The 21,443-nt window shown below is 67.6% G+C and carries 21 protein-coding genes; 5 read left to right on the top strand and 16 right to left on the bottom strand.

Features of this window, described 5'->3' with window-relative positions; all coding sequences use genetic code 11:
- The first annotated feature begins 39 nt into the window (after positions 1-39).
- Positions 40-486: a PA2169 family four-helix-bundle protein gene (locus IEW98_RS02360; protein WP_188761295.1), complete on the top strand. Its 447-nt coding sequence runs from the start codon at positions 40-42 to the stop codon at positions 484-486.
- A 68-nt stretch (positions 487-554) separates the two neighbouring features.
- Here IEW98_RS02360 and IEW98_RS02355 read toward each other — a convergent pair whose 3' ends face one another.
- From IEW98_RS02355 to IEW98_RS02310, 10 genes are all read right to left on the bottom strand, one after another.
- Positions 555-1,742, bottom strand: a complete 1,188-nt coding sequence (locus tag IEW98_RS02355) for a CCA tRNA nucleotidyltransferase (RefSeq protein ID WP_188761294.1) — start codon at positions 1,740-1,742, stop codon at positions 555-557.
- Positions 1,739-2,347 carry a CoA pyrophosphatase gene (locus IEW98_RS02350; RefSeq protein WP_188761293.1) on the bottom strand — a complete coding sequence of 203 codons (609 nt, stop codon included), beginning with the start codon at positions 2,345-2,347 and terminating at the stop codon, positions 1,739-1,741. Before IEW98_RS02350 ends, IEW98_RS02355 begins: the two co-directional genes overlap by 4 nt.
- Entirely contained in the window at positions 2,344-2,904 is a 561-nt protein-coding gene (locus IEW98_RS02345; RefSeq protein WP_188761292.1) for a DUF1285 domain-containing protein, read from the bottom strand. The genes IEW98_RS02350 and IEW98_RS02345 overlap by 4 nt, the downstream gene beginning before the upstream one ends.
- Before the next feature lie 63 nt (positions 2,905-2,967).
- Entirely contained in the window at positions 2,968-3,483 is a 516-nt protein-coding gene (locus tag IEW98_RS02340; protein WP_188761291.1) for a GNAT family N-acetyltransferase, read from the bottom strand.
- Between the two features lie 216 nt (positions 3,484-3,699).
- Positions 3,700-4,344, bottom strand: coding sequence for a F0F1 ATP synthase subunit B family protein (locus IEW98_RS02335; RefSeq protein WP_188761290.1), 645 nt, complete (start codon positions 4,342-4,344; stop codon positions 3,700-3,702).
- A gap of 10 nt (positions 4,345-4,354) precedes the next feature.
- Positions 4,355-4,834, bottom strand: a complete 480-nt coding sequence (locus tag IEW98_RS02330; RefSeq protein ID WP_188761289.1) for a F0F1 ATP synthase subunit B family protein — start codon at positions 4,832-4,834, stop codon at positions 4,355-4,357.
- A 73-nt stretch (positions 4,835-4,907) separates the two neighbouring features.
- Positions 4,908-5,132 (bottom strand): ATP synthase subunit C-like protein, encoded by a 225-nt coding sequence (locus tag IEW98_RS02325; protein ID WP_188761288.1) that lies wholly within the window; start codon positions 5,130-5,132, stop codon positions 4,908-4,910.
- A 36-nt stretch (positions 5,133-5,168) separates the two neighbouring features.
- On the bottom strand, positions 5,169-5,921 hold the full coding sequence (locus IEW98_RS02320) for a F0F1 ATP synthase subunit A (protein WP_188761287.1): 753 nt from the start codon (positions 5,919-5,921) through the stop codon (positions 5,169-5,171).
- A gap of 6 nt (positions 5,922-5,927) precedes the next feature.
- Positions 5,928-6,206: an AtpZ/AtpI family protein gene (locus tag IEW98_RS02315; RefSeq protein ID WP_207792481.1), complete on the bottom strand. Its 279-nt coding sequence runs from the start codon at positions 6,204-6,206 to the stop codon at positions 5,928-5,930.
- A gap of 219 nt (positions 6,207-6,425) precedes the next feature.
- The gene (locus IEW98_RS02310) at positions 6,426-7,262 is read right to left on the bottom strand and encodes a peptidase (protein WP_188761285.1); all 837 of its coding nucleotides are present in this window, start codon (positions 7,260-7,262) and stop codon (positions 6,426-6,428) included.
- A gap of 185 nt (positions 7,263-7,447) precedes the next feature.
- Between IEW98_RS02310 and IEW98_RS02305 the strand changes: the two genes are divergently transcribed.
- Complete coding sequence (locus tag IEW98_RS02305) at positions 7,448-8,086, top strand: peptidylprolyl isomerase (protein WP_188761284.1); 639 nt, start codon at positions 7,448-7,450, stop codon at positions 8,084-8,086.
- A gap of 88 nt (positions 8,087-8,174) precedes the next feature.
- Here the strand turns inward: IEW98_RS02305 and IEW98_RS02300 are convergent, their stop codons facing one another.
- The 4 genes from IEW98_RS02300 to IEW98_RS02285 form a co-directional block, all read right to left on the bottom strand.
- Positions 8,175-11,585, bottom strand: a complete 3,411-nt coding sequence (locus IEW98_RS02300; RefSeq protein ID WP_188761283.1) for a chromosome segregation SMC family protein — start codon at positions 11,583-11,585, stop codon at positions 8,175-8,177.
- Between the two features lie 32 nt (positions 11,586-11,617).
- Positions 11,618-12,391 (bottom strand): thioredoxin domain-containing protein, encoded by a 774-nt coding sequence (locus IEW98_RS02295; protein WP_188761282.1) that lies wholly within the window; start codon positions 12,389-12,391, stop codon positions 11,618-11,620.
- Positions 12,392-12,539: 148 nt separating this feature from the next.
- On the bottom strand, positions 12,540-13,229 hold the full coding sequence (locus tag IEW98_RS02290) for a DsbA family protein (RefSeq protein ID WP_188761281.1): 690 nt from the start codon (positions 13,227-13,229) through the stop codon (positions 12,540-12,542).
- A gap of 146 nt (positions 13,230-13,375) precedes the next feature.
- On the bottom strand, positions 13,376-13,909 hold the full coding sequence (locus tag IEW98_RS02285) for a DUF721 domain-containing protein (protein ID WP_243450508.1): 534 nt from the start codon (positions 13,907-13,909) through the stop codon (positions 13,376-13,378).
- A gap of 26 nt (positions 13,910-13,935) precedes the next feature.
- On the opposite strand from IEW98_RS02285, the gene IEW98_RS02280 reads away from it, so the two are divergent.
- Positions 13,936-15,012, top strand: coding sequence for an A/G-specific adenine glycosylase (locus tag IEW98_RS02280; protein ID WP_188761279.1), 1,077 nt, complete (start codon positions 13,936-13,938; stop codon positions 15,010-15,012).
- Positions 15,009-15,914 (top strand): NAD(+) diphosphatase, encoded by a 906-nt coding sequence (nudC, locus tag IEW98_RS02275; RefSeq protein WP_188761278.1) that lies wholly within the window; start codon positions 15,009-15,011, stop codon positions 15,912-15,914. Before IEW98_RS02280 ends, nudC begins: the two co-directional genes overlap by 4 nt.
- Positions 15,915-16,233: 319 nt before the next feature.
- Here nudC and IEW98_RS02270 read toward each other — a convergent pair whose 3' ends face one another.
- Positions 16,234-18,585 (bottom strand): putative bifunctional diguanylate cyclase/phosphodiesterase, encoded by a 2,352-nt coding sequence (locus IEW98_RS02270; RefSeq protein ID WP_188761277.1) that lies wholly within the window; start codon positions 18,583-18,585, stop codon positions 16,234-16,236.
- A 114-nt stretch (positions 18,586-18,699) separates the two neighbouring features.
- On the opposite strand from IEW98_RS02270, the gene IEW98_RS02265 reads away from it, so the two are divergent.
- Positions 18,700-20,994 (top strand): ATP-dependent helicase, encoded by a 2,295-nt coding sequence (locus tag IEW98_RS02265; protein WP_188761276.1) that lies wholly within the window; start codon positions 18,700-18,702, stop codon positions 20,992-20,994.
- A 2-nt stretch (positions 20,995-20,996) separates the two neighbouring features.
- Here IEW98_RS02265 and IEW98_RS02260 read toward each other — a convergent pair whose 3' ends face one another.
- On the bottom strand, positions 20,997-21,314 hold the full coding sequence (locus IEW98_RS02260; RefSeq protein ID WP_188761275.1) for a hypothetical protein: 318 nt from the start codon (positions 21,312-21,314) through the stop codon (positions 20,997-20,999).
- Positions 21,315-21,443 lie beyond the last annotated feature (129 nt).

Raw genomic sequence — 21,443 nt, 5'->3', positions numbered from 1 at the left:
GCGTTTATCGGCGCCACCCCTATCGCAAGGAGGTATTCCATGGTCGACGTCGGTACCGATATCAGCACGCTCAACGGCCTCATCGCCACCACCATCGATTCGGCCGATGGCTATGAACAGGCAGCCACCGAAGCCGACGATGCCGATCTTGCCGCGCTGTTTCGTCGGTTCGGCAGCGAGCGCCGCCGCGTCGTTGGCGATCTTCGGGCCCAGGTCGTCGCGCTCGGCGGCGAACCCGAGGACGACGGCACCCTGTTCGCCGGCGCCCACCGTGCCTTTCTCAAGCTCAAGTCCGCCTTCGGCAACAGCCGCAAGGCAGTGATCGACGAGGTCGAAGCCGGCGAAGACGTCATCAAGGCGCGCTACGAAAATGCCATGAAGGCCGATCTGGGCGCCCAGACCCGCGCCGCCATCGACAAGGCTTATGTCTCGGTCCGCGAAGGCCATGACACGTTCTCGGCGATGAAGCACAGCTACGCCGGCTGACTGTCGGGGCTTGCGCCCCTCAAGTCCTAGCCCTCAGGTCGCCGCGCCTCCCCGGACAGGGGGGCAGGCTATCCGATCTCAGGGCCGGCGACGGCACGGTCGAGCAGGGCCGTGACCGTCGCCGTATCCTGCGGAAACCCCGCCGCCACCCAGGCGCGCTCGAACAAGCCGAGGCGCCGCGCGACTTCGGGACCCGGCGGCAACCCCCTAGCCAGCAAATCCCGCCCCGATGCCGGCATTTTCGGCCGGGTCCATGAAATCAGAGCTATGACCTCGGCACCCTGTTCGCCAGCAATCAGCAGCCGGTCGGTCAGCGTCTCGGCGCCCAGCGTCCACGCCTGCGGATAGATCGCACCGCCGCCATGCGGCACCGCAGCCGCGACGAGGCGCACCTTGTCGGCATTCGACAGCCGCAACCGCGATGCCACCACTGCCGCCGCATCCGCCGGCAACAGCGCCGCCAGCCGCCGCCGCCAGTCGGGCGCCACGCCGGCCGCTGCCTCTGCCGCCACCGTCCGCGCCAGTACCGGCAACCGCGCCGCCGTGATCTCCGGCAACACTGGCCGAAATATCCCCTGATCGATCATCAGCCCGATGATTGCCACCGGGTCCGGAACCGACAATATACCCCGCAATTCCGCCGAGATGCGCTCTCGGGACAACGCCATCAAGTCGTTCGCCCGGGCCGTGCACGCGGCCAAGCCTTCGGCATCGATCACACCGCCGAACCGCGCCGAAAACCGGAAAAATCGCAAAATCCGCAGATGATCCTCGGCAATCCGTGCCAGCGGCGCGCCGATAAAGCGCACCCGCCGCGCCGCCAGATCGTCCAGCCCCCCGAAAAAGTCACTGATCTCGCCGGCGGGCAGCGCCGCGTACAGCGCATTGATCGTGAAGTCGCGCCGGCTGGCATCCTCCTGCCAGTCATCGGTGAACGCCACCTCGGCGTGGCGGCCATCGGTCACCACGTCGCGCCGCAATGTCGTCACCTCGGCAACCAGCCCGTCCGAGATCGCCGTGACCGTGCCATGCGCGATCCCGGTCGGCACCGCCTTCAACCCCGCCGCCGACAGCCGCCGCATGACCTCGCGCGGCGCCAGTCGCGTCGCCAGGTCGATGTCCGACCCCGGCAAGTCGAGCAGCCCGTCGCGAACGATGCCGCCGACCAGTCGCGTTTCCCCCGCCGCCGCGCCCAGCGCTTCGAGCAACGCCGTGCCCGCCGGCGAAACCACCCAGTCCTGCTGCGGCCAGTTCATCCGAGGCGCCGCGAAAGATTGACCAATATGCCCGCCGTCGCGCCCCAGATCTCACGCTCGCCGTGGCGGATCACGTAGAATTTGCGAGCCTTGCCGAGCCACTCCCCGGTCCGCAACTCATGGTTCGCCGGGTTCATCACATGCGCGAACGGCACATGGAAAATCTCGTCGACCTCGCGTGCATGCGCCACATATTCGATTCCCGTCGGCACCACGCCGACCACCGGCAGGATCGAGAACCCCGTGCCGGTCTCGTACCGCTCGAGCGTTCCCAGCACATCGACCTGCCCCCGCGCCAGCGAAACCTCCTCCTCCGCCTCGCGCAGCGCCGCCGTGATCGCACTGTCGTCCTCGGGATCGACCCGCCCGCCCGGAAAGGCGATCTGCCCCGGATGCCGCGTCATCGTCGACGTCCGCTTGGTCAGCAGCAATTGCGGCTCGGCCTCGGCGGTCAACGCGATCAGCACCGCCGCCGGGGTCAGCACTCGCGCCGCATCCTCCGGCCCCGCGTCCGAAGTGACCTCCCAATCGCCGCGATACGAAGCGATGCCTTCCGCCGCCGCCCCGCCCGCCAGCAACGCCGCGCGCAATCGATCGATGGTCATGCCGGCATGAACGGGAAGAACACGCCGCCACTGGACAGCCCCGGCTTGTCGGCGCTCTCCGCCAGCGCCAGGTCGGCCAGCTGGTAAAACACTGCCCGGTTGACCAGCGCCTCGAGGCCGCTGCGAACGTGCAGATACGGCCGCGGCGTGCCATCAGGCGCCGTCTCCACCCGCAACACATTGTCCGGCCCCGCCGCCACGAGATCATCGGTATTCAACCGGAAAATCAGCTGCCTCTCGTGCCCCTCGCCCTCGCTCGTCGCCTCGACAGCAACGAACGGTGCATCCTCCACGACGATGTCGAGCTTCTCGGCCGGCGTCACCAGCACGAAACTACCGTCGTCCTCGCGCCGCAGGATCGTCGAGAACAGCTTGACCAGCTCCTTGCGCCCGATCGGCGAACCCTCGTGGAACCAGGTGCCGTCCGCCGCGATCCGCATCAGCGAATCACCGCAATGGGTCGGATGCCAGAGGTGCACCGGGGGTAGCTTGCCCTGGCCGAGCAACGCCGCCAGTTCCGCCAGCGAACGCCCGGCCGAGTCACGCGAGATAGTCATGCCTCTTACATAGAGCCGCTTGTCAAAGGTGCAACGGGCACCCCGCCGCAGCACAAATTGGCATCAGGCCGCGCGCCGCGCCGGTGACCCGCGCTCGACCCAGCCGGTCACGTTTATTGCCGCATCGCCGCCGCGCAGCAGCAGCCGTTCGGCCGCCACCGGGCCCGGCAATTGCCAGCCCCTCGTAAACGCAGCCGAAAAACCGAACCGCCCATAGAACGGCGCATCCCCGATCAGCATCACCGGCAAGTCGCCCTGCGTATCGATCGCCGCCAACGCCGCCTTGATCAACTGGGTCGCAATGCCCTGGCCCCGGCGATCGGCTGCCGTCACCACCGGACCCAGCAACACCATCGGCACCACCGCGCCGGCGACCGTGCGCAACTGCACCGGCCAGCACTGCAAGGACCCTGCCAAGTCGGCACCATCACGCGCCCCGAAGGACAGCGCCGCCACCGGCGCCGCGCCGTCGCGCAGTCGATAAGCGGTGCGGTTGTGCCGCGCCGGGCCGAAACCGGCATCCAGCAACTTTTCGATATCGGGCAGGTCGGACACCTGCAGCGGCGAGATATGGATCAAGGCGAGGGTCTTTCCAGATGGCGAGCGAAGAAAACAGCCAAGAACCTTTCGGGATTCCGGCGTGCCAGCCTCATCGGCTCATGGAAAGACGGGTCGTCATGATACGCGGCGCAATATCACGGCCACGCCGTCAGTGCAATAAATGCAAAGTGAAGCAGTCGGGAAAATGGGGTTTCGGGCCAAGGCCCCAACCGCCGGAGGCCTTGAACCCCCGGCCTAGTGCAGCCGCCGCTCCAACCCGGCGATCGCATCGTCGGTCAGCTTCGCCTGCAAGGCCGGATCAGCCTTCGCCGCGATCAAAGCCCCGGCCGCAGCCGTGACCCGCCGCGCCACGTCCGCCCGCAATTCCGCCTCGGCGGCACGCTCGGCGGCGGCGATCTTGGCTTCGGCAGCGAGCGTGCGTCGTTCGATCGTCAAAGTCGCCGCGGCCTGGCTTTCCGCGACCAGTTCGGCGGCTTCCGACGTGGCGCGGGCGCGGATGGCCTCGGCATCCTTGACGGCGGCTTCGCGGCGGGCGTTGGCGTCGGCAAGCAAAGCCTCGGCTTCGGCGCGCACGCCCTTGGCTTCATCGAGCTGGCGTTTCACATCGGCGATGCGTGCATCGAGCGCGCCGGCGATGCGTGCCGGCAGTTTGCCGAGAATGATGGCGAGGGCGAAGAAGATCGCCATCGACACATACACCCAGAATTCGGCGCCCTGGCCGAACAAGGTCGCTTCGTCATGGTGTTCGCCGCCGGCAACTTGCGTGCCGGCATGGGTTTCGGCCACGGGCGTGGTTTCGGTCACGGGCGTAGTTTCGGTCACGGCCAGGGGTTCGCCGAATGGCACCTGGGCGGCGGGGGAAGGCAGCGTATCGGCCAAGGTCCAGGTCCTATTTCTGCGCTGCCAGCGCGGCTTCGATCTCGTCGGCCGGCACGTTCATCCCGGTCAGCCGCGCGATGGCTTCCCCGGTCAATGCGGTCGTCGTTGCGGCCAGTGTGGCGCGCGCCGCATCCCGCGTGATCGCCAACCGGGCCGCCGCATCGGCAGCCTGGCCGTCGAGCACCGCGGCGAGTTCCTTCATCCGCGATTCGATGCCGCGGCCTGCGTCGGCACGGGCTGTCACGACTTCGGCCTGTGCGGCCTCGCGCGCGGCAGCCATGCCGTCGTCGTACCGGGTCCGGATGGCGTCGGCTTCGCCCTTTGCCGATTCGGCCGCATCGAGGTCGCTGGCCACGCGGCCCTCACGCTCGTCGATGACGCGCCCAACCTTTGGCAAGGTCGGCCGCACCACGGCGAAATAGAGCACCGCGAAAATCACGGCGAGCCACGCTATCTGCGGCAGGAAATTGGCAGGATCAAATTGCGGCACGGTTCACCCAGTTCTTGTTGGCCGGATCATCCAGCCAGTGTTGCCGACCCTTGCGGGGCCGGCAGTTCCGGCATCAACCAAATGCGAGCGCGAGCGCGACGACGGCGGCGATCAGGCCCAGTGCTTCGGTCACGGCGAAACCGAAGATCAGTCGCGCGCCGAGCTTGTCGGCAGCGGCAGGATTGCGCAGTGCGCCCTGCAGGAACATCCCGAAGATGAGGCCGACGCCGATGGCAGCAAAACCGGCGCCCATGGCAGCAAGACCGGCACCGATCAGCTTGGCAGATGCAACGTCCATTATATTTCCTTCTCGATCAATTATTCTGGTTGGCAATTAGTGGAGATTGACGGCGTCGTTCAGGTAGATCGACGCCAGCAGGGCGAACACATAGGCCTGGACGACGGCGATCAGCAGCTCGAGCGCCGTCAGCGCGACGTTGACGCCGAGCGGAATGATCCCGAACACATACGGCAGTGCCTCGAACGACCCGAGCGCGACGACGAAGCCGCCAAAGACCTTCAGCAGGACGTGGCCAGCGGTCATGTTGGCGAACAACCGGATGGCGAGGGTGAACGGCCGCGACAGGAACGACAGGAACTCGATCGCCGCTACCAGCGGCAACACGAAGATCGGCGTGCCCTCGGGCAGAAACAGCTTGAAGAAGTGCAGGCCGTGCTTGGCAAAACCGACGATCAGCACCAGCGCGAACACGATAATAGCCAGCCCGAAGGTCACGGCGATATGGCTGGTCGGGGTGAAGGCGCCGACGAACGGGATGAGCCCGAGCAGGTTGCACGACAGCACGAAGACGAACAATGCGAAGATCAGCGGGGCGTATTTCAGGCCTTCCTTGCCGACATTCTCGCGCAGCATGTCTCGTATGAATTCATACACATACTCGACCGCCGCCTGGGCACGACCCGGCACCAGCTGCGGCCGCGCCGTGCCGATATACAGGAACGCCGCGACCGCGAGCATCGCGATCAGCATCCACAGCGACGAATTGGTGAAGGAGAAGTCATTGCCGGCAACGACGATCGGCGGACCGATCCTTTCGATTGCAAACTGCTCCATCGGGTTGGCCATTGAAAACTATTCCCCGTCGAACTTCTTCTGCTGGCGCAATACCGACCGGAGCCCGGTGGCAAAGCCCAGCAACAACAATATGATCAATCCCCAGGGGCCGGTGCCCGCCTGCCGGTCGATGAACCAGCCGAGGAAACCCCCGACCAGCATGGCGCCGACGAACTCGAGCGCCACCGACCAGCCCTGGCTTTCCTCGCGCTTCGAACCGTCGCGCTTCGACGCTTCTGATCGCCGCGCCGCGGCGATGCGGCGCGCCAGCGCATCATCATCGTGGTTGTTGGCCAAGGCGGGAGAACCCCTGAAAGAAAGATGCAAAAACTGAAAAACCGGTCGCCGCGAGTCTTTCGCGACAGGCCGATGGCCCCTGACAGCAAGCCGTCAAAGCTTGGCCGCGCTCTATAGTTGGGGGGCGAGGCTGTCAACCATAGTGCGCTGCCTCGACGCTCTCGCATCGCGGCGACGGCCAGCTTAGCTGGTTTGGGATCCGACTTCGCGGCGAAGCCCTCAGTTCCCTGGGCCATCCCCGCGGCGCTGGCGCTGGCCGCCCTGCTGCTCGCCACCCCATTGCTCGCGGTCGGCCCCCTGCCGCTGGCGCCGGGCTCCCTGCTGCTGACGCTGTTCGGCCCGCTGCTGGCGCTCGACAACGCGCTGCTGGCGCTGCGCCGCCGATTGCTGGCGGTTCGCATCGCGTTGCTGGCGCTGGGCTTCGTACCGGGCCCCATTCTGCTGGTCCATCGTCGGCCGCGATCCGACTCCGCCGATCGCGCCCCCGATGGAATTGCCGACGCCCTGCTGGCCATTATAGCCCGGCCGCGACGACGGCCCGTCATAGCCCGGTCGCGGTTGCCCCGCATATGCCGGGCGGCCATTACCGTTGTTGTACCCCGGCCGCCCGTCACCCGGACGCCCATATCCCGGGCGTCCATAACTGGGTCGCCCATCGCCCGGTCGACCATATCCGGGACGACCATCGCCAGCATAATAGGGCTGCCGCGGCCGCTGTTGCCAATACCGTTGCTGGTTGCCCGACCACGCCCGGCGCACGCCGCGGCGATCATAGACATAGCCGCCGTTGCCCGGATAATAATAATTATTCGACCAGCCGAATCCCGACCCGGCATAGCCATAGGGCACCGATCGCCAACCCAGCGGATTGCCGTAATAGCTGTCGTATCCGCCGATCCCGCCATAACTGCCGCCATAGCCATCGTTATAGCCATCGTTATAGCCATAGTCGCTGCCGCCATAGCCGCCGCCATAACCATAGCCCGTCGAACACGCGCCAAGGCCAACGGCGGCCGCGCCGATCATTCCAATCCGAAACATCAACTTGCGCAACATGACCACTCCTCGGGCCGGCAACCGGCCGTCACAGCGAAACGAACGCGGTCGGGAAAATCCCCAGCGACTTGAACATCGCAACCGGTCGCCTCAACACCATAGCAACGTCCTGTTTATCGTGGACGTGCCGATTTCCTTTACACGCCAGGTCTTTGCACGAACGTGAACGGCGCTACACTGGCACCATGAAAATCGCTCTCCTCGCCATCGCCTTGCTCTCGATACCGGCGCTCGCCGCCGCGCAAACGGCGCCCCTCCCCGCGGCCCCGCTCCCGGCCCCGGCCCCTGCACCGCCGCCGCGCCCCACCCTCCCGCGCGTCACCCTGCAAACGCCAAAAGGCCCGATCGTCATCGCCCTCGACATCGACAAGGCGCCAAAGACCGCCGCCAACTTCCTCCGCTACGTCACCGCGAAAAAGTTCGACGGCACCAGCTTCTATCGCGCCCTCAGCTTCCCGCGCGACACGCCGCTCGGCCTCATCCAAGGCGGCATCCGCGGCATATCCACGCGCTCCTTCCCGCCGATCGCGCACGAGGCCACCAGCCTGACCGGCCTCACACATGACGACGGCGCCGTCTCGATGGCGCGCACCACGCCCGGCACCGCCCAAGGCGATTTCTTTATCATCATCGGCAAGCTCGACAGCCTCGACGCCGACTTCGCCGCCCCCGGTTTTGCCGTTTTCGGCCATGTCGTCGAAGGTATGGATATCGTCCGCGCCATCCAGGCCAGCCCGGTTTCCCCGACCGCCGGCGAAGGCGCCATGAAAGGCCAGATCCTCGCCGCCCCCGTGGCGATCATCACGGCAACAAAAACCAAATAATCCTTGTCCTCCCCCTGGAGGGGGGAGGCGAGAGACGCGTCTTCGCGGCCCGGGTGGGGGTGTCTCCCTGCGCCGGACAGTGGCACCTTCAAGCCACCGCCAACAACCTCTCCGCCGCCTGCAAATCCACCGAAACCAGCTGCGACACCCCCGGCTCCCCCATCGTGACCCCATAAAGCCGGTGCATCCGGCTCATCGTCACCGCATTGTGCGTGACGATCAGGAATCGCGTCCGCGTCTCCGCCGCCATCCGGTCGAGCAGGTCGCAGAACCGCTCGACATTGGCATCGTCGAGCGGCGCATCGACCTCGTCGAGAACACAGATCGGCGCCGGATTAGCCAGAAACAGCGCAAAGATCAGCGCCGTCGCGGTCAACGCCTGCTCGCCTCCCGACAACAGGGTCAGCGACTGCAGCTTCTTGCCCGGCGGCTGCGCCATAATCTCGAGCCCGGCCTCCAGCGGGTCGTCTGATTCGATCAACGCCAGCTGCGCCTCGCCGCCGCCGAACAAATCGGTGAACAACACCCGGAAATGCCCGTCGACGGCGATGAACGCCGCCGCCAGCCGCGCCCGCCCTTCGCGGTTCAAGCTGCCGATCGACCCCCGCAGCCGCGCGATCGCTGTATCGAGCTCGGCCTTTTCGGCATCGGTCAGCCGCGCCTGCGCCTCCAGCTCCGCCAGTTCGATATCGGCGCGCAAATTGACCGGGCCCAACCGCTCGCGCGTCTCCGCCAGCGCCTCGAACGCCGCCGCCAGTGCTTGCGGGTCGCCGCCGCCGTGCGAAAAGCCGAATCGCCCCGGCAACACCGGCGGCGGGCACTGGAACCGCTCGCCCGACAATCGCTCGACCTCCAGCCGCGCCGCATCCTGGTGGTCGGCCTCGGCCCGCGCAGTTGCCCGCGCCTCGCGTGCCGCCGCCACCGCCTCGTCCGCGGCGCGCGCCTTCGCCGCCAGTGCCGCCAGCTCGGCCTCGGCCCGCGCCAGCGCATCCCCCGCCGCCGCCCGCGCCGCCTCGGCCGTCGCCGTCTGCACCGCGATCCCGGCAATCTGGCGCACGATCGCATCGCCCCGCGCCGCCAATGCCGCAGCTTCCGCCCGCGCCGCGTCCACCCGTCCCGCCAGTTCGGCCTGCTGCCCCGCGCTTGCCGCCAAACGCCGCTGCCAGCCCGCGCGCTCGACATCGATCGCCGCCAGCCGGCGCCTGGTCGTCTCGATATCGCGCCCCTGCGCCTCGGCCACCCCCCGCGCCCGCACCACCGCCGCCCGCGCCGCCTCGGCCGCACCGCGCGCCGCCGCCAGCGCCGCCGAAAGTCCGCCCAACGCATCGCTGGCCGGGACCGCCGCCCGCGCCGCCGCGGCTTCACCCGCCAGCCGCGCCAGTTCGGCATCGCTGCGCGCCGCCGCCGACACCAGGCTTGCCTCCTCGCCTGCCCGCCGGCTCGCCGCCGTCTCGGCCGCCGCAAACCGTGCCCGCGCCTCTGCCAATCCCCGCGCCGCGCCATCACGCGCGCCGCGCGCCGCGCGCTCGACTTCCGCCGCCCGCCCGGCTCCGGCGACCGCACCCGCCAGCGCCCGCGCCGCACCGTCCATCGCAGCCTGGGCCGCCACGCGTTCGCGCTCCACTTCCGCCGCCCGCCGCCGCGCCCGCAACCGCGCCGCCGTCGCATCGGTCCGCCCGCCGGCATCGACGAACCCGTCCCAGCGCCACAGCGCCCCCGCCATCGACACCAGCCGCTGCCCCGGCCGCAGCGCCGCCAACACCGCCCCTGTCGGCGCCTCCTCCAGCACCCCGACCTGCGCCAGCCGCCGCCCCAGTTCCGCCGGCGCCGTCACCACCGCCGCCAAAGCCGTCACCCCGTCCGGCAACCCCGGGTCCCCGGCAAAATCGCCCCCGGCCCAGCGCCGCGCCGCATCGCTCCCCGCCGGCCCGGCATCGAGGTCGTCCCCCAGCGCCGCCGCCAACGCCGCTTCATATCCCGCACGCGGCTCGACGAGGTCGGCCACCCGCGGCCCCTTGCCCGCATCCGCCGCCAGCCGCCGCGCCAATGCATCGTCCTCCGCCGCCAGACTGGCCAGCGTCGCGCGCGCTCCCGCATGGCTCGCCGCCGCCTCGGCGCGGACTGCCTCCGCCGCCGGCCGCTCTGCCTCCGCCAGCGCCAGCGCGTCCTCCGACGCAGCCAGCGCCGCCGCCGATGCCGCCACAACCGCCGCCAACCCGCCGGTATCCGGCGCCGGTGCCAACCGCGCCAACCGTCCCGCCAGCTCGCGCGCTTCGGCCTCGGCGCGCGCCAGCCGCGCATTCGCCGCCGCAACCGACTCCGCCGCCGCACGCGCCTGCGCCGCCGCCGCCGCATGGGCGTCGACCGCCGCGCCCAGCCCCGCCTCGGCCGCTGCCGCGCCAACAACTTCGCGCTCGGCCGCCGCCACTTGCCCCGGCAAACCCGCTTCCAGCGCCGCCAGCCGCTCGCCCAGCGCATCCTTTTCCGTGCCCAGCGCCGTTTCCGCCGCGCGCGCATCGGCATCGATCCCCGCCTCGCGCGCCAGGTCGCGCACGATCGCCGCGATCGACACCTCGATATCGCCGACCCGCTTCGTCGCCGCCGCGCCCTCGGCCTCGAGCAGCGCCCGCGATTGCCGCAGTGCCTGCACGACCGCCGCCGCCTCGGCCTCGGCCATCCGCAAATCGGGCAGGTCGGCGCTGGCATTGGCCGCCCCGGCGCTCAACCCCGCCGCGATCCGCGTCAGCTCGCCGGCTTTCGCCTCGGCATCCGCCGCCGACGTCCGCGCCGCTTCCGAAGCCGCCCGCGCCGCCTCCCACCGTGCATACAACACGCTCGCCTCGGCGATCTTCAACTGGTCCGACAGCAACCGGTACCGCTCGGCCACTTTCGCCTGCCGCCGCAGCGCATTCGCCTGAGCCTCCAGCCCGCGAATGACATCGTCCAGCCGGGCAACATTCGTCTCCGCCGCGCGCAAGCGGATTTCCGCCTCGCGCCGCCGCACATGCAGCCCGGCGATCCCAGCCGCCTCCTCGAGCAGCATCCGCCGCTCGGCAGGCTTGGCGGCGATGATGGCGCTGATCCGCCCCTGCCCGACGATCGCCGGCGAATGTGCGCCTGTCGCTGAATCGGCGAACAGCAACCGCACATCCTGCGCCCGCGTATCGCGCCCGTTGACCCGGTAATCCGACCCCGACCCGCGCTCGATGCGCCGCGAAACCTCGATCTCCTCGCCGGCCGCTCCCGCCATGCCAAGCGTCACCTGCGCAAAGCCGCGCGCCGGGCGCTTGCCGGTACCGGCAAAAATGACGTCGTCCATGCCGCCCGACCGCATCGATTTCGGGCTACCCTCGCCCATCACCCACCGCAAGGCTTCGAGAAGGTTGGATTTTCCGCAACCATTTGGGCCGACGACACCGGTCAGCCCCGGTTCGATCCGCAGTTCCGCCGGTTCGACGAACGATTTGAATCCGGCCAGCCTCAGCTTGCGGAATTCCAATTCAGGCTCCCCCGAGCGATATCAACGCCGCATCAGCGCAGCGCTTCCTGCAGCTTGGGCTCAAGCGCCGCCCAGGTATAGACGTCCTTCTGCGTAGTTCCGTTGATGATGAAACCCGGCGTGCCCGTCAATTTATAGGTCTCGGTCGCCTGCGTGCCCATCTTGGTCAGCGTCTCGGTCGAGGCTTTGTCGGCGACACAGGCTTCGAACTTGGCGCGCGGAATGCCGCGAGCCCGGACATATTCATCGAGCTTCGCCGTCGTCGCCATCGCCGCCAGCTGCTGGTCCTGCGGCAGCGCAGTGATCCGGTCCTGATCGGCCTTCGACATGGCGATAAAGCCCTTGGTCCATTGATCCTGGTCGCGGAAAAACGACGCCAGCAACCCGAAGAACGGCGCCGGACCCTGGCAACGCGCCAGCAACGACGCCGCAAAATCGGGGCCATTCAGGACGAAGTTGCGGAATTCATACGAAACATCGCCGCTCGCCACATATTTGGTCTTGATCGTCTCGAGCGCCTCGGCGTGGAAATCCTTGCAATGCGGGCAGGTCAGCGACGCAAATTCGAGCAGCTTGACCTTGGCATTGGGGTTGCCCATCCGGAAACCGCCCTCGGGCGTCGCCACCACGGTCTCGGTCCAATTGGTGCTCGCCGGCGCCGCGGTGCCGCCCATAGGCGCAATCGCAGTCGCCGCCGCAGTCGTGTCCGCCGCCGGCGTTTCGGGCGCCTTCGCCGTCTTGTCGCCGCACGCAGCAAGCGTTGCCAACATGGCGAGGCCAAAAACAGGACCGGAGGTCAAGCGCATCGGATAACTTTCGAAAGATCGAGGCACGACATGCCGCGTGTTCGTAACACTAGGCAAAGCCCGTCCAACCGGCAAGCCGGCCGCTTAGCGAAGCGCCTCGACAAGTCTCGGCTGGGTCAGCGAAGCGCCTCAACCAGTCTCGGCGCGATCAACGAAGCGCCTCGACCAGCTTCGGCTCGAGCGCCGCCCAGTCATACGCCCCCGCCACCGTCTTGCCGTCCAGAACGAAGGTCGGCGTGCCCTGCAACCCGAATACCTGAACTGCGGTGTTACGATTGATAACCAGCTGGTCCATCACCGCCTTGTCGGCGAGGCAGGCCTTGATCTTCGCCGGCGCCAGCCCGCGGCCCGGCTTGCGCGCCGCCGCCCAACTGTCCAGCCCGGCCTGCACCGCCAGCGCGCCGAACTGGCTCACCACCGGCAGCGCCGCGATCGCCTTGGCGTCGGCCTCACCAATCGCCGAAAACGGCTTCATCCAGCTGTCCTGGTCGGTAAACAGCGCATCGACCGTGCCCAGCGCCGGTTTCGCCGCCTGGCAGCCGACGATCAACGACGCCGCGCCATCGGGACCATTGCGGGTGAAACTGCGGAACTCGTAGGCGACATTGCCGGTGCTGATGTATTTCGCCTTCAACGCCGGCAGCCCGACCTTGTGGAAATCCCGACAATGCGAACAGGTGAACGAACCGAACTCGATCAGCTTCACCTTGGCCTCGGGGTTGCCGATCAAAATGCCGCCCTGCGGTGTCGACGCGACCGTCTCGGCCCAGTTTACAGGCTTCGCCGCCTGCGCGCTGGCCGCAGTCATCAGCAATATCGCAGTCGCAATCGCGCGCATCGAAAACTCTCCTGAACGAACCACCAGCGTTATCGCAGCAACGCCGCTCGTCTTCTACCCCTCTCCCACTCGAGGGAGAGGCGAGACGCGCCCCTGGCGCGCCGGGTGAGGGTGGTCCCAATCGCTGAAATCCAAGGGCCACCACGTTACCGGACGATCGGCGGCCCCCGGCTGCTCGACAGCGCCTGCGCCAGCGATTCGAGGCTCGCCCGCAATTCCGGATCGGCGATATCGCGCAGCGTCGATCGCGTCTCCACCGACAATTCGACCGCCAACGGCGCTGCCGCACGCTTCGCCATCGGCTCCATGTCGGCATGGCGCAGCACCATCTTCGCCACCGCCGCATAACCTAACAGCCGGTTGACCCGCTCGATGACCTGCGGCTCGACATGCCGCAACATCGGCGCCAGCGCCCCAGTCACCGCCACCTTTAGCGTGCCGCCGTCCTTCTTGCCGCGCGGAAACGCCAGCGACTCGGGCCGGCTGTGCCGCGCATATTGCGCTCCGACGACCTCCTCCCAACGCTCGACGATCGCACTTTGGGTAAAACCGAATCGCTTGAACGCCTGCCCGCCGATGCTCGGCACCAGGTCGGCCACCGCCCGCGCGCGCATCGAGCGGATCGGCACCGGACGCGCGCCCCGCTCCGCAGCTGCGGCAATTTCGGACTTTTTGGCCATGCCGCATTCCATGCCATAGCGAAGCGGTGACGCATACGGTTTCCAACCTGCTCAACTGGTATCGCGGCAATGCGCGCGCCTTGCCGTGGCGCAACCCGCCCGGCGAAGCGCTGCCGACAGACCCCGACTGGCCATACCGCGTCTGGCTGTCGGAGATCATGCTTCAGCAAACCACCGTCGCCGCCGTCAAAGCTTATTTCGCCGCCTTCACCGCCCGCTGGCCGACAGTCGCCGCCCTCGCTGCCGCCGACGACGCCGATGTCATGCAGGCTTGGGCCGGCCTCGGCTATTACGCCCGCGCCCGCAACCTGCTCGCCTGCGCCCGCGCCGTCGTTGCCGACCACGGCGGCCGCTTCCCGTCCGACGAGGACGCCCTGCGGACCCTGCCCGGCATCGGCCCCTACACCTCCGCCGCCATCGCCGCCTTCGCCTTCGGCCGCCACGCCATCGTCATCGACGGCAACGTCGAGCGGGTCGTAACCCGCCTCGACGCCATCGACACCCCCCTCCCCGCCGCCCGCCCGCAAATCCGAGGCGCGCTGGAAACTTTGACCCCACAAAACGCGTCCGACTTCGCGCAGGCTTTGATGGATCTCGCCACCAGCATCTGCACACCCCGAAACCCGCGCTGCCTGATCTGCCCGCTATCCCCCGACTGCCGCGCCGCGCGCTCCCCGAACCCCGCCGACTGGCCGCGAAAGGCCCCCAAACGCCCCCGCCCCACCCGCCGCGGCACCGCCTGGTGGATCGAGGCGCAAGGCCAAATCCTCACCATCGTCCGCCCGGCAAAGGGCCTGCTCGGCGGCATGCGTGCCCTGCCCTCGTCGGACTGGCATGACACCGAACCCGCGCCCGCCCCGCCGCTCCCCGGCAACTGGCAAAATCTGGGCGCAATCAGCCATGGATTCACCCATTTCGAGCTCATCCTCTCCGTCCACGCCCTTTCGCTGCCCCAAAAACCCCAGCTTGCCCGCGCCGATCTTTCCGGCGCCCTACTTGAAGCGGCGTGGGTAAACGTCGAAGACATCCCCGGCGCCGGCCTGCCGACGCTGTTTAAAAAGGCCGCGGTCCTCGCCCGCGCCCATCTCCCGGAGGCTGCATGACCGATATCTTCACCGGCTGGAACGTCCCGCCGGTCGGCCTCACCGGCTCCACCCTCGACCGTGCCGATCACCTGCGCCGCGACCCCGCCGCCTTCGTCGCGCTGCGCGCCCGCCCCGACGCCCGCTGGCTGGTCATGGAGGACCTGAAGCCCGTCCTCACCACCGGCGAACACCCCGACATCCTCTGGGCCTATCGCTCCGACGTCCCTCACGACGCGCTCAGCGTGTTCCTGGGTCTCGACACCAACGGCGCGCCGCGCTTCGCAGCTGCCGCCAGCGGCGCCGACCTCGTCGCCGATTTCGGCGGCCAGATCATCGATGCCCGCGTCGCAGCAGTCCAGCTCGGCGACGGCCGCGCCGCCATCGTCGCCCACGCCCGCTCGCTGCTCGATTGGCACGCCCGCCACAAATTCTGCGCCGTCTGCGGCGGCAAGACCGAGCTCGCCAAGGCCGGCTACGCCCGCCACTGCACCGCCTGCCACGCCGAACATTTCCCGCGCACCGACCCCGTCGTCATCATGCTCGCAATCAAGGACGATCGCGCCCTCGTCGGCCGCCAGCCGGGCTTTCCCAAGCGCTTCTACTCGGCGCTCGCCGGCTTCGTCGAACCCGGCGAAAGCCTCGAGGAAGCTGTCGCCCGCGAGCTGTTCGAGGAATCGGGCATCAAGGTCGCCCGCGTCCGCTACCTCGCCAGCCAGCCCTGGCCCTTTCCCGCCTCGCTGATGGTCGCCTGCTTCGCCGAAGCCACCACCGAGGAGATCAACCTCGACACCGACGAACTCGAAGAAGCCCGCTGGGTCACCAGGGACGAAGTCCGCGCCGCCCTGGCCGGCACCGGCGACTGGCTTGCCCCGCCCCCCATGGCAATCGCCCACACCCTCCTAAAAGCCTGGGTCAGCTAACTCCCTCCCCCCTGCGGGGAGGGCGAGAGACAGCAAAGCTGGCCCGGGGTGGGGGTGCGACAAATCCGACCCCCAACCCGCTCACGCAAGAGCACGAGTCGCCTCCTCGCATGGGGTAGGGAGCAGAGCTTGACATAACTCGCCAAATAGGTTAGTAGTAATTTCTTCCCCCGGCGGAAAGGGCGACTCGGCGCCAGCCGAGCGGGTGGGGGTTCACACACCCCCAGAACGCGAATCCGGATTCGCGTCCCAGTGAACTTGTCCGGTTCAACTCCCTCAAATCCCCCACCATTCTCAAAAGACCCCCGTGCCAAAAAACTCACGCCTCGACCAATACGCCCGCGACCAGCGCGGTCGCCTCCTCCGGCGGCATCGGCCGTCCGAACAGATACCCCTGCACCTGCTCGCACCCCAATGACCGGCACAGCTCGAACTCCTCGCGCGTCTCGGTCCCCTCGGCTGTCGTCGCCATGTCGAGCGAATGTGCCAGCGACACGATCGCCTGGATGATGGCGCTCGCCTCGCCATTCGGCTGCAGCGCCCGCGACACGAAGCTCCGGTCGATCTTGATCCGGCTGAACGCCGCCTTGTGGAGATAGCCCAGCGCCGAATAACCCGTCCCGAAATCATCGAGCGCGAACCGCACCCCCAGCGCCTTCAACGCCGCAAGCCGCTCGATCGTCGAGACCTTCTCGTTCAAGAACAGGCTCTCGGTAATTTCCAGTTCCAACCGCGCCGGCTCCAGCCCATTGTCGGCCAGCGCCTGTGCGACCACCTCGAGCAACAGCGGATCGTCGATCTGCGCCGGTGAAAGATTGACCGCGATCCGGATATGCCGCGGCCATTTCGCCGCCCAGGCGCACGCCTCGCGGATCACCCAATGCCCGATCGGCACGATCAGCCCGGTATCCTCCGCGACGGGGATGAACTTGTCGGGCGGTATCTTGCCGAGCACCGGATGGGTCCAGCGCAGCAGCGCCTCGAACCCGACGATATGCTCGTCCGCCGCTTCGACCACCGGCTGGAACGCCAGCGCCAGCTGCCCGCGCTCCAATGCCATGCCGAGGTCGACCTCGAGCGCCCGGCGCTCCTCGGCGCGCTCGCGTATCTCGGGCACATAGCGACACGCCGCGCCCCGCCCGTTCGACTTCACCTCGTAAAGCGCCAGGTCGGCACTTTTCAGCAACCGGTCGACACTTGCGCCATCGGCCGGTCCCAGCGCAAATCCGACGCTGCCACCGATGGTGACCAGCTGTCCCTCGATATCGAATGGCTGTGCCAGCGCCGCCACCACCGCCCGCGCGACATGGTCCGCACGCCGCGGCGCCGCCTCGGGCAGCATCACCGCGAACTCGTCGCCGCCCAGGCGGGCAATCGTCGCCCCGCCCCCGACGGCATTGCGCAATCGCTCGGCGACCGACCGCAACAGCCGGTCGCCGGCGGCATGGCCGAGCGTGTCGTTGACCGCCTTGAACCGGTCGAGATCGATGAACAGCAGCGCGCACGACTTGCGCGTCCGCACCGCGCGCAGCAGCGCATCCTCCATCGCCTCGCGGAACAGCGCCCGGTTGGCGAGCCCCGTCAGCGGATCGAACCGCGCCAGCTGGACGATGCGTTCATGGCTGCGGCGGATCTCGGTAACGTCGCGCCCGACACCGCGATAACCGGCAAACTGCCCGGCGGCATCGGTCTTGGGCGTCCCCGACAGCGCCCACCAGCGCGTTTCGTCGGCAACCAGCACCGGGATGGTGATGTCGCGAAACGCCCGCCGCGCAAGGAATGTGTTGGTCAGCGCCTTGACCGAATTGCGGGCTTCGCCGCGCCGCTCGTCCCCCAACAGCCCGAGCAGCGGCTGCCCCAGCAGCTCTGCACGTGGCCGCCGCGCCACGTCCGACAGACGCGGCGAGACATGCGTCAGCCGCCCCTCGACATCGACTTCGATCAGCCAGTCCGATCCGTTGGCCTCGAACTCGTTGAGCAGCAGCCGCACCACTTCGGTCCGCTCGCCGAGCTCGGTCTGCGTCCGCATCCGCGACATCATCGTGAAGCTGGTCACCACGACACCGCGAACGATGACGACGCCAAAGGAAATGAAGGTGAGGATCACCATGCCCGAGCCCAGCGGCGACGCGGCCGGCACGCTCGCCACCGCGCCGATCCCGATGACCAGCACCATGGCGATGCCGCACACCGGCATCACCGCGGTGGCGAACCCGCAGGCGCCCATCACCATCAGCGACAACAGCACCAGCAGCGCCTGGGCATCGACTTCGGCCGAGGGCAGCAGGTGGATCGTCAATGCCGACCAGCACACGCCAAACGCGGCGACTTCCGCGGAAATCGCCCAGAAATAGTGTTGCGACACCTCCGCCGCCGCGCCGCGCCGGCGCACCTGGCTGAAGCGCAGCGTCCACAGCAGCGCCAGGGCCCCCATGACCGCGCCCCAACCCAAAAGGAATTCCGACGCCGCGATGCCGCGCAGCGACCACAGCAGCGCCAGCACATTTATCATCATCAGCGTCACGTTGAACGGCACATAGCGGTTGATCGTGGCCAGTTGCTCGGCACGGACGCGCGCAAAGAACGGGTCTTTGCCTTGCCGGAAACCGAAAACCTGCGACCAGCCGATCGCGGAACTGATCGCAATCGGCGGCCGGAACATTGCTGACATGCGCGTTTTTCCCACGTTACGTCCGTGGACAGGATTACGGCGCCGGTCTCAGCGTGTTAAAGTCCAGACGCGCCGCACTTGGCTTTTGCGCCGATGTTCTCTAACTGTTCACGGATGGCCTCCCTGCCCTCCCAATTGCCGCCCTCGTGGCTCGACGGCCTCAACCCGCCGCAGCGCCAAGCGGTGCTGACCACCGAGGGCCCGGTGCTGATCCTGGCCGGTGCCGGCACCGGCAAGACCCGCGCGCTGACGGCACGGCTGGCGCATATCCTTTCGTCGCGCCTCGCCTGGCCGTCCGAAGTCCTTGCCGTCACTTTCACCAACAAGGCGGCGCGCGAGATGCGCCACCGAATGGAAATGCTGATCGGCGACATGGCCGAGGGGCTGCCCTTCCTCGGCACTTTTCACGCCATCGCGGCGCGGATGCTGCGCAAGCACGCGGGCCTCGTCGGGCTCGACAGCAACTTCACCATTCTCGATACCGACGACCAGCTGCGACTGCTGAAACAAGTCGTCATCGAAGCCGGGCTCGACGAGAAACGCTGGCCCGCCAAGCAGCTGGCCGGGATGATCGACCGCTGGAAGAACCGCGGCGAGCTGCCCGGCGATGTCCCCGTCGGCGAATCGATGAGCTTTGGCGACAGCACGCCGGGAACCTCGGGCGCGAAGCTCTACGCGCGCTACCAACAGCGCCTCGCCGCGCTCAACGCCGCCGATTTCGGCGACCTGCTGCTTCACATGCTGACGATCTTCGACACGCACCCCGACGTGCTCGTAGATTACCGCAAGCGCTTCAAATATATTCTGGTCGATGAGTACCAGGACACCAACATCGCCCAGTACCGCTGGCTGACCCTGCTCACCAGCGAGCGCCGCAACATCGCCTGCGTGGGCGACGACGACCAGTCGATCTACAGCTGGCGCGGTGCCGAAGTCGCCAACATCCTCAAGTTCGAAAAGGACTTCCCGGGCGCCACCGTCATCAAGCTCGAGCAGAACTACCGGTCGACGCCACACATCCTCGCCGCCGCCAACGGGCTTATCGCGCACAACAGCGCGCGCATCGGCAAGGCGCTGTTCACCGACGAGCCCGCCGGCGATCAGGTCAAGGTCATCGGCGTGTGGGACGGCCCCGAGGAAGCCCGGCTGGTCGGCGACAAGGCCGAGCAGCTGGCCCGCGACGGCGCCTCGCTCAATCACATGGCGATCCTGGTGCGCGCGCAGTTCCAGACCCGCGCCTTCGAGGACCGCTTCGTCTCGATCGGCCTGCCCTACAAGATCGTCGGCGGCTTCCGCTTCTACGAGCGCGCCGAAATCCGCGACGCGCTGGCGTATCTGCGCATCGTCACCTCGCCCAACGACGCGCTGGCCTTCGAACGCATCGTCAACGTCCCCAAGCGCGGGCTCGGCGACAAGGCGATGGGCAAGCTCCACGCCCTGGCACGCAGCATGGACCGGCCTCTCCCTCAGGCGGCCGCAGCACTCGTCGAAACCGACGAATTGACCCCCGCCGCGCGCCGCGCGCTCAAGGGCTTCATCGCCGATGTCGCCCGCTGGCGCGACCAGTCCGAAAACCTGCCCCACTCCGAACTGGCACGCATCATCCTCGATGAATCGGGTTATATCACCATGTGGCAGGCCGACAAATCGGTCGAAGCCGATGGCCGCGTCGACAACCTCATCGAGCTCACCCGCGCCATGGAGGACTACCCCTCGCTGACGGCGTTCCTCGAACACGTCAGCCTGGTGATGGACAATGACGCGTCCGACGCCAACGAAAAGATCACCATCATGACGCTCCACGCCGCCAAGGGGCTGGAGTTCGACCATGTCTTCCTCGTCGGGTGGGAGGAAGGCGTCTTCCCCAGCCAGCGCGCCATGGACGAAGGCGGCACCAAGTCGTTGGAGGAGGAACGCCGCCTCGCCTATGTCGGCATCACCCGGGCGAAAAAGACCGCGACCATCACCCACGCCGCCAACCGCCAGATCTACGGCACATGGACTGCCGCCATCCCGTCGCGCTTCGTGTCGGAACTGCCGCCCGCCAACGTCGATGTCAGCAGCACCATGAGCGGCGGCCCCAGCCTGTGGCGCGCGGCGCTGCAGGGCGGCGACCCGTTCGGCGATGTCTCACGCGGCACCGGGCGCGGCCCCGGCTGGGCGCGCGCCGCAGCGGTCGGGGGCTTCGGTGGCAGTACCAACCGCACGCCCGCAATCGAAGTCCGTGCCAGTGCCGTATCGGTCGGGCTGAAAGGCCGCAGCGATGTCGCGATCGGGTCGAAGGTATTCCACAGCAAATTCGGTGCCGGTGTCGTTACCGCCGTCGAAGGCAACAAGCTGGAAATCGATTTCGAGCACGCCGGCCAGAAGCGCGTGCTCGACAGTTTTATCGAGGTGTTGCCCGGCTGAGGCTAGCGCCGCGCAGCCACGCTCACCAGCGTGCCGAACACCTCGACAGCAATCGACGGCATGAACAGCAGGAACCCCGGCAACGCAAAGGTGATCGATTCCGGCATACCCCAGCCCCAGACGTTGCTGGCATAAAGATACAATCCGACAATCAGCGGAAAATTAATACGGATCAACAGGCTCAGCGCTACGCCCCCCAGCGCCAACCGCCAGCCAAACTGATCCTCGAGACCAACCCATGCGGCAGCGCATAGGGCGATTGCCATCAGGCAAAACGCGACGCCGAGCAGGTAACCACAAAACTCTTTTAGATCGTCCATCAATCCCTCAAACGCCATAATGCAATAACACTCTGTAGATGACTCGTTCATATTTCACAATCGCGCTGTTGTCATAACGGCACGTTAACCATCAAGTTTTTTACATTGCGGCCCGGCGGCGTGCTGCCT

This window comes from Sandarakinorhabdus glacialis, assembly GCF_014643455.1.
GTDB classification, from domain to species: Bacteria; Pseudomonadota; Alphaproteobacteria; order Sphingomonadales; family Sphingomonadaceae; genus Sandarakinorhabdus; species Sandarakinorhabdus glacialis.
Note: the sequence above shows the minus strand (reverse complement) of the source record. Positions and strands in the feature narration are given on the sequence as shown.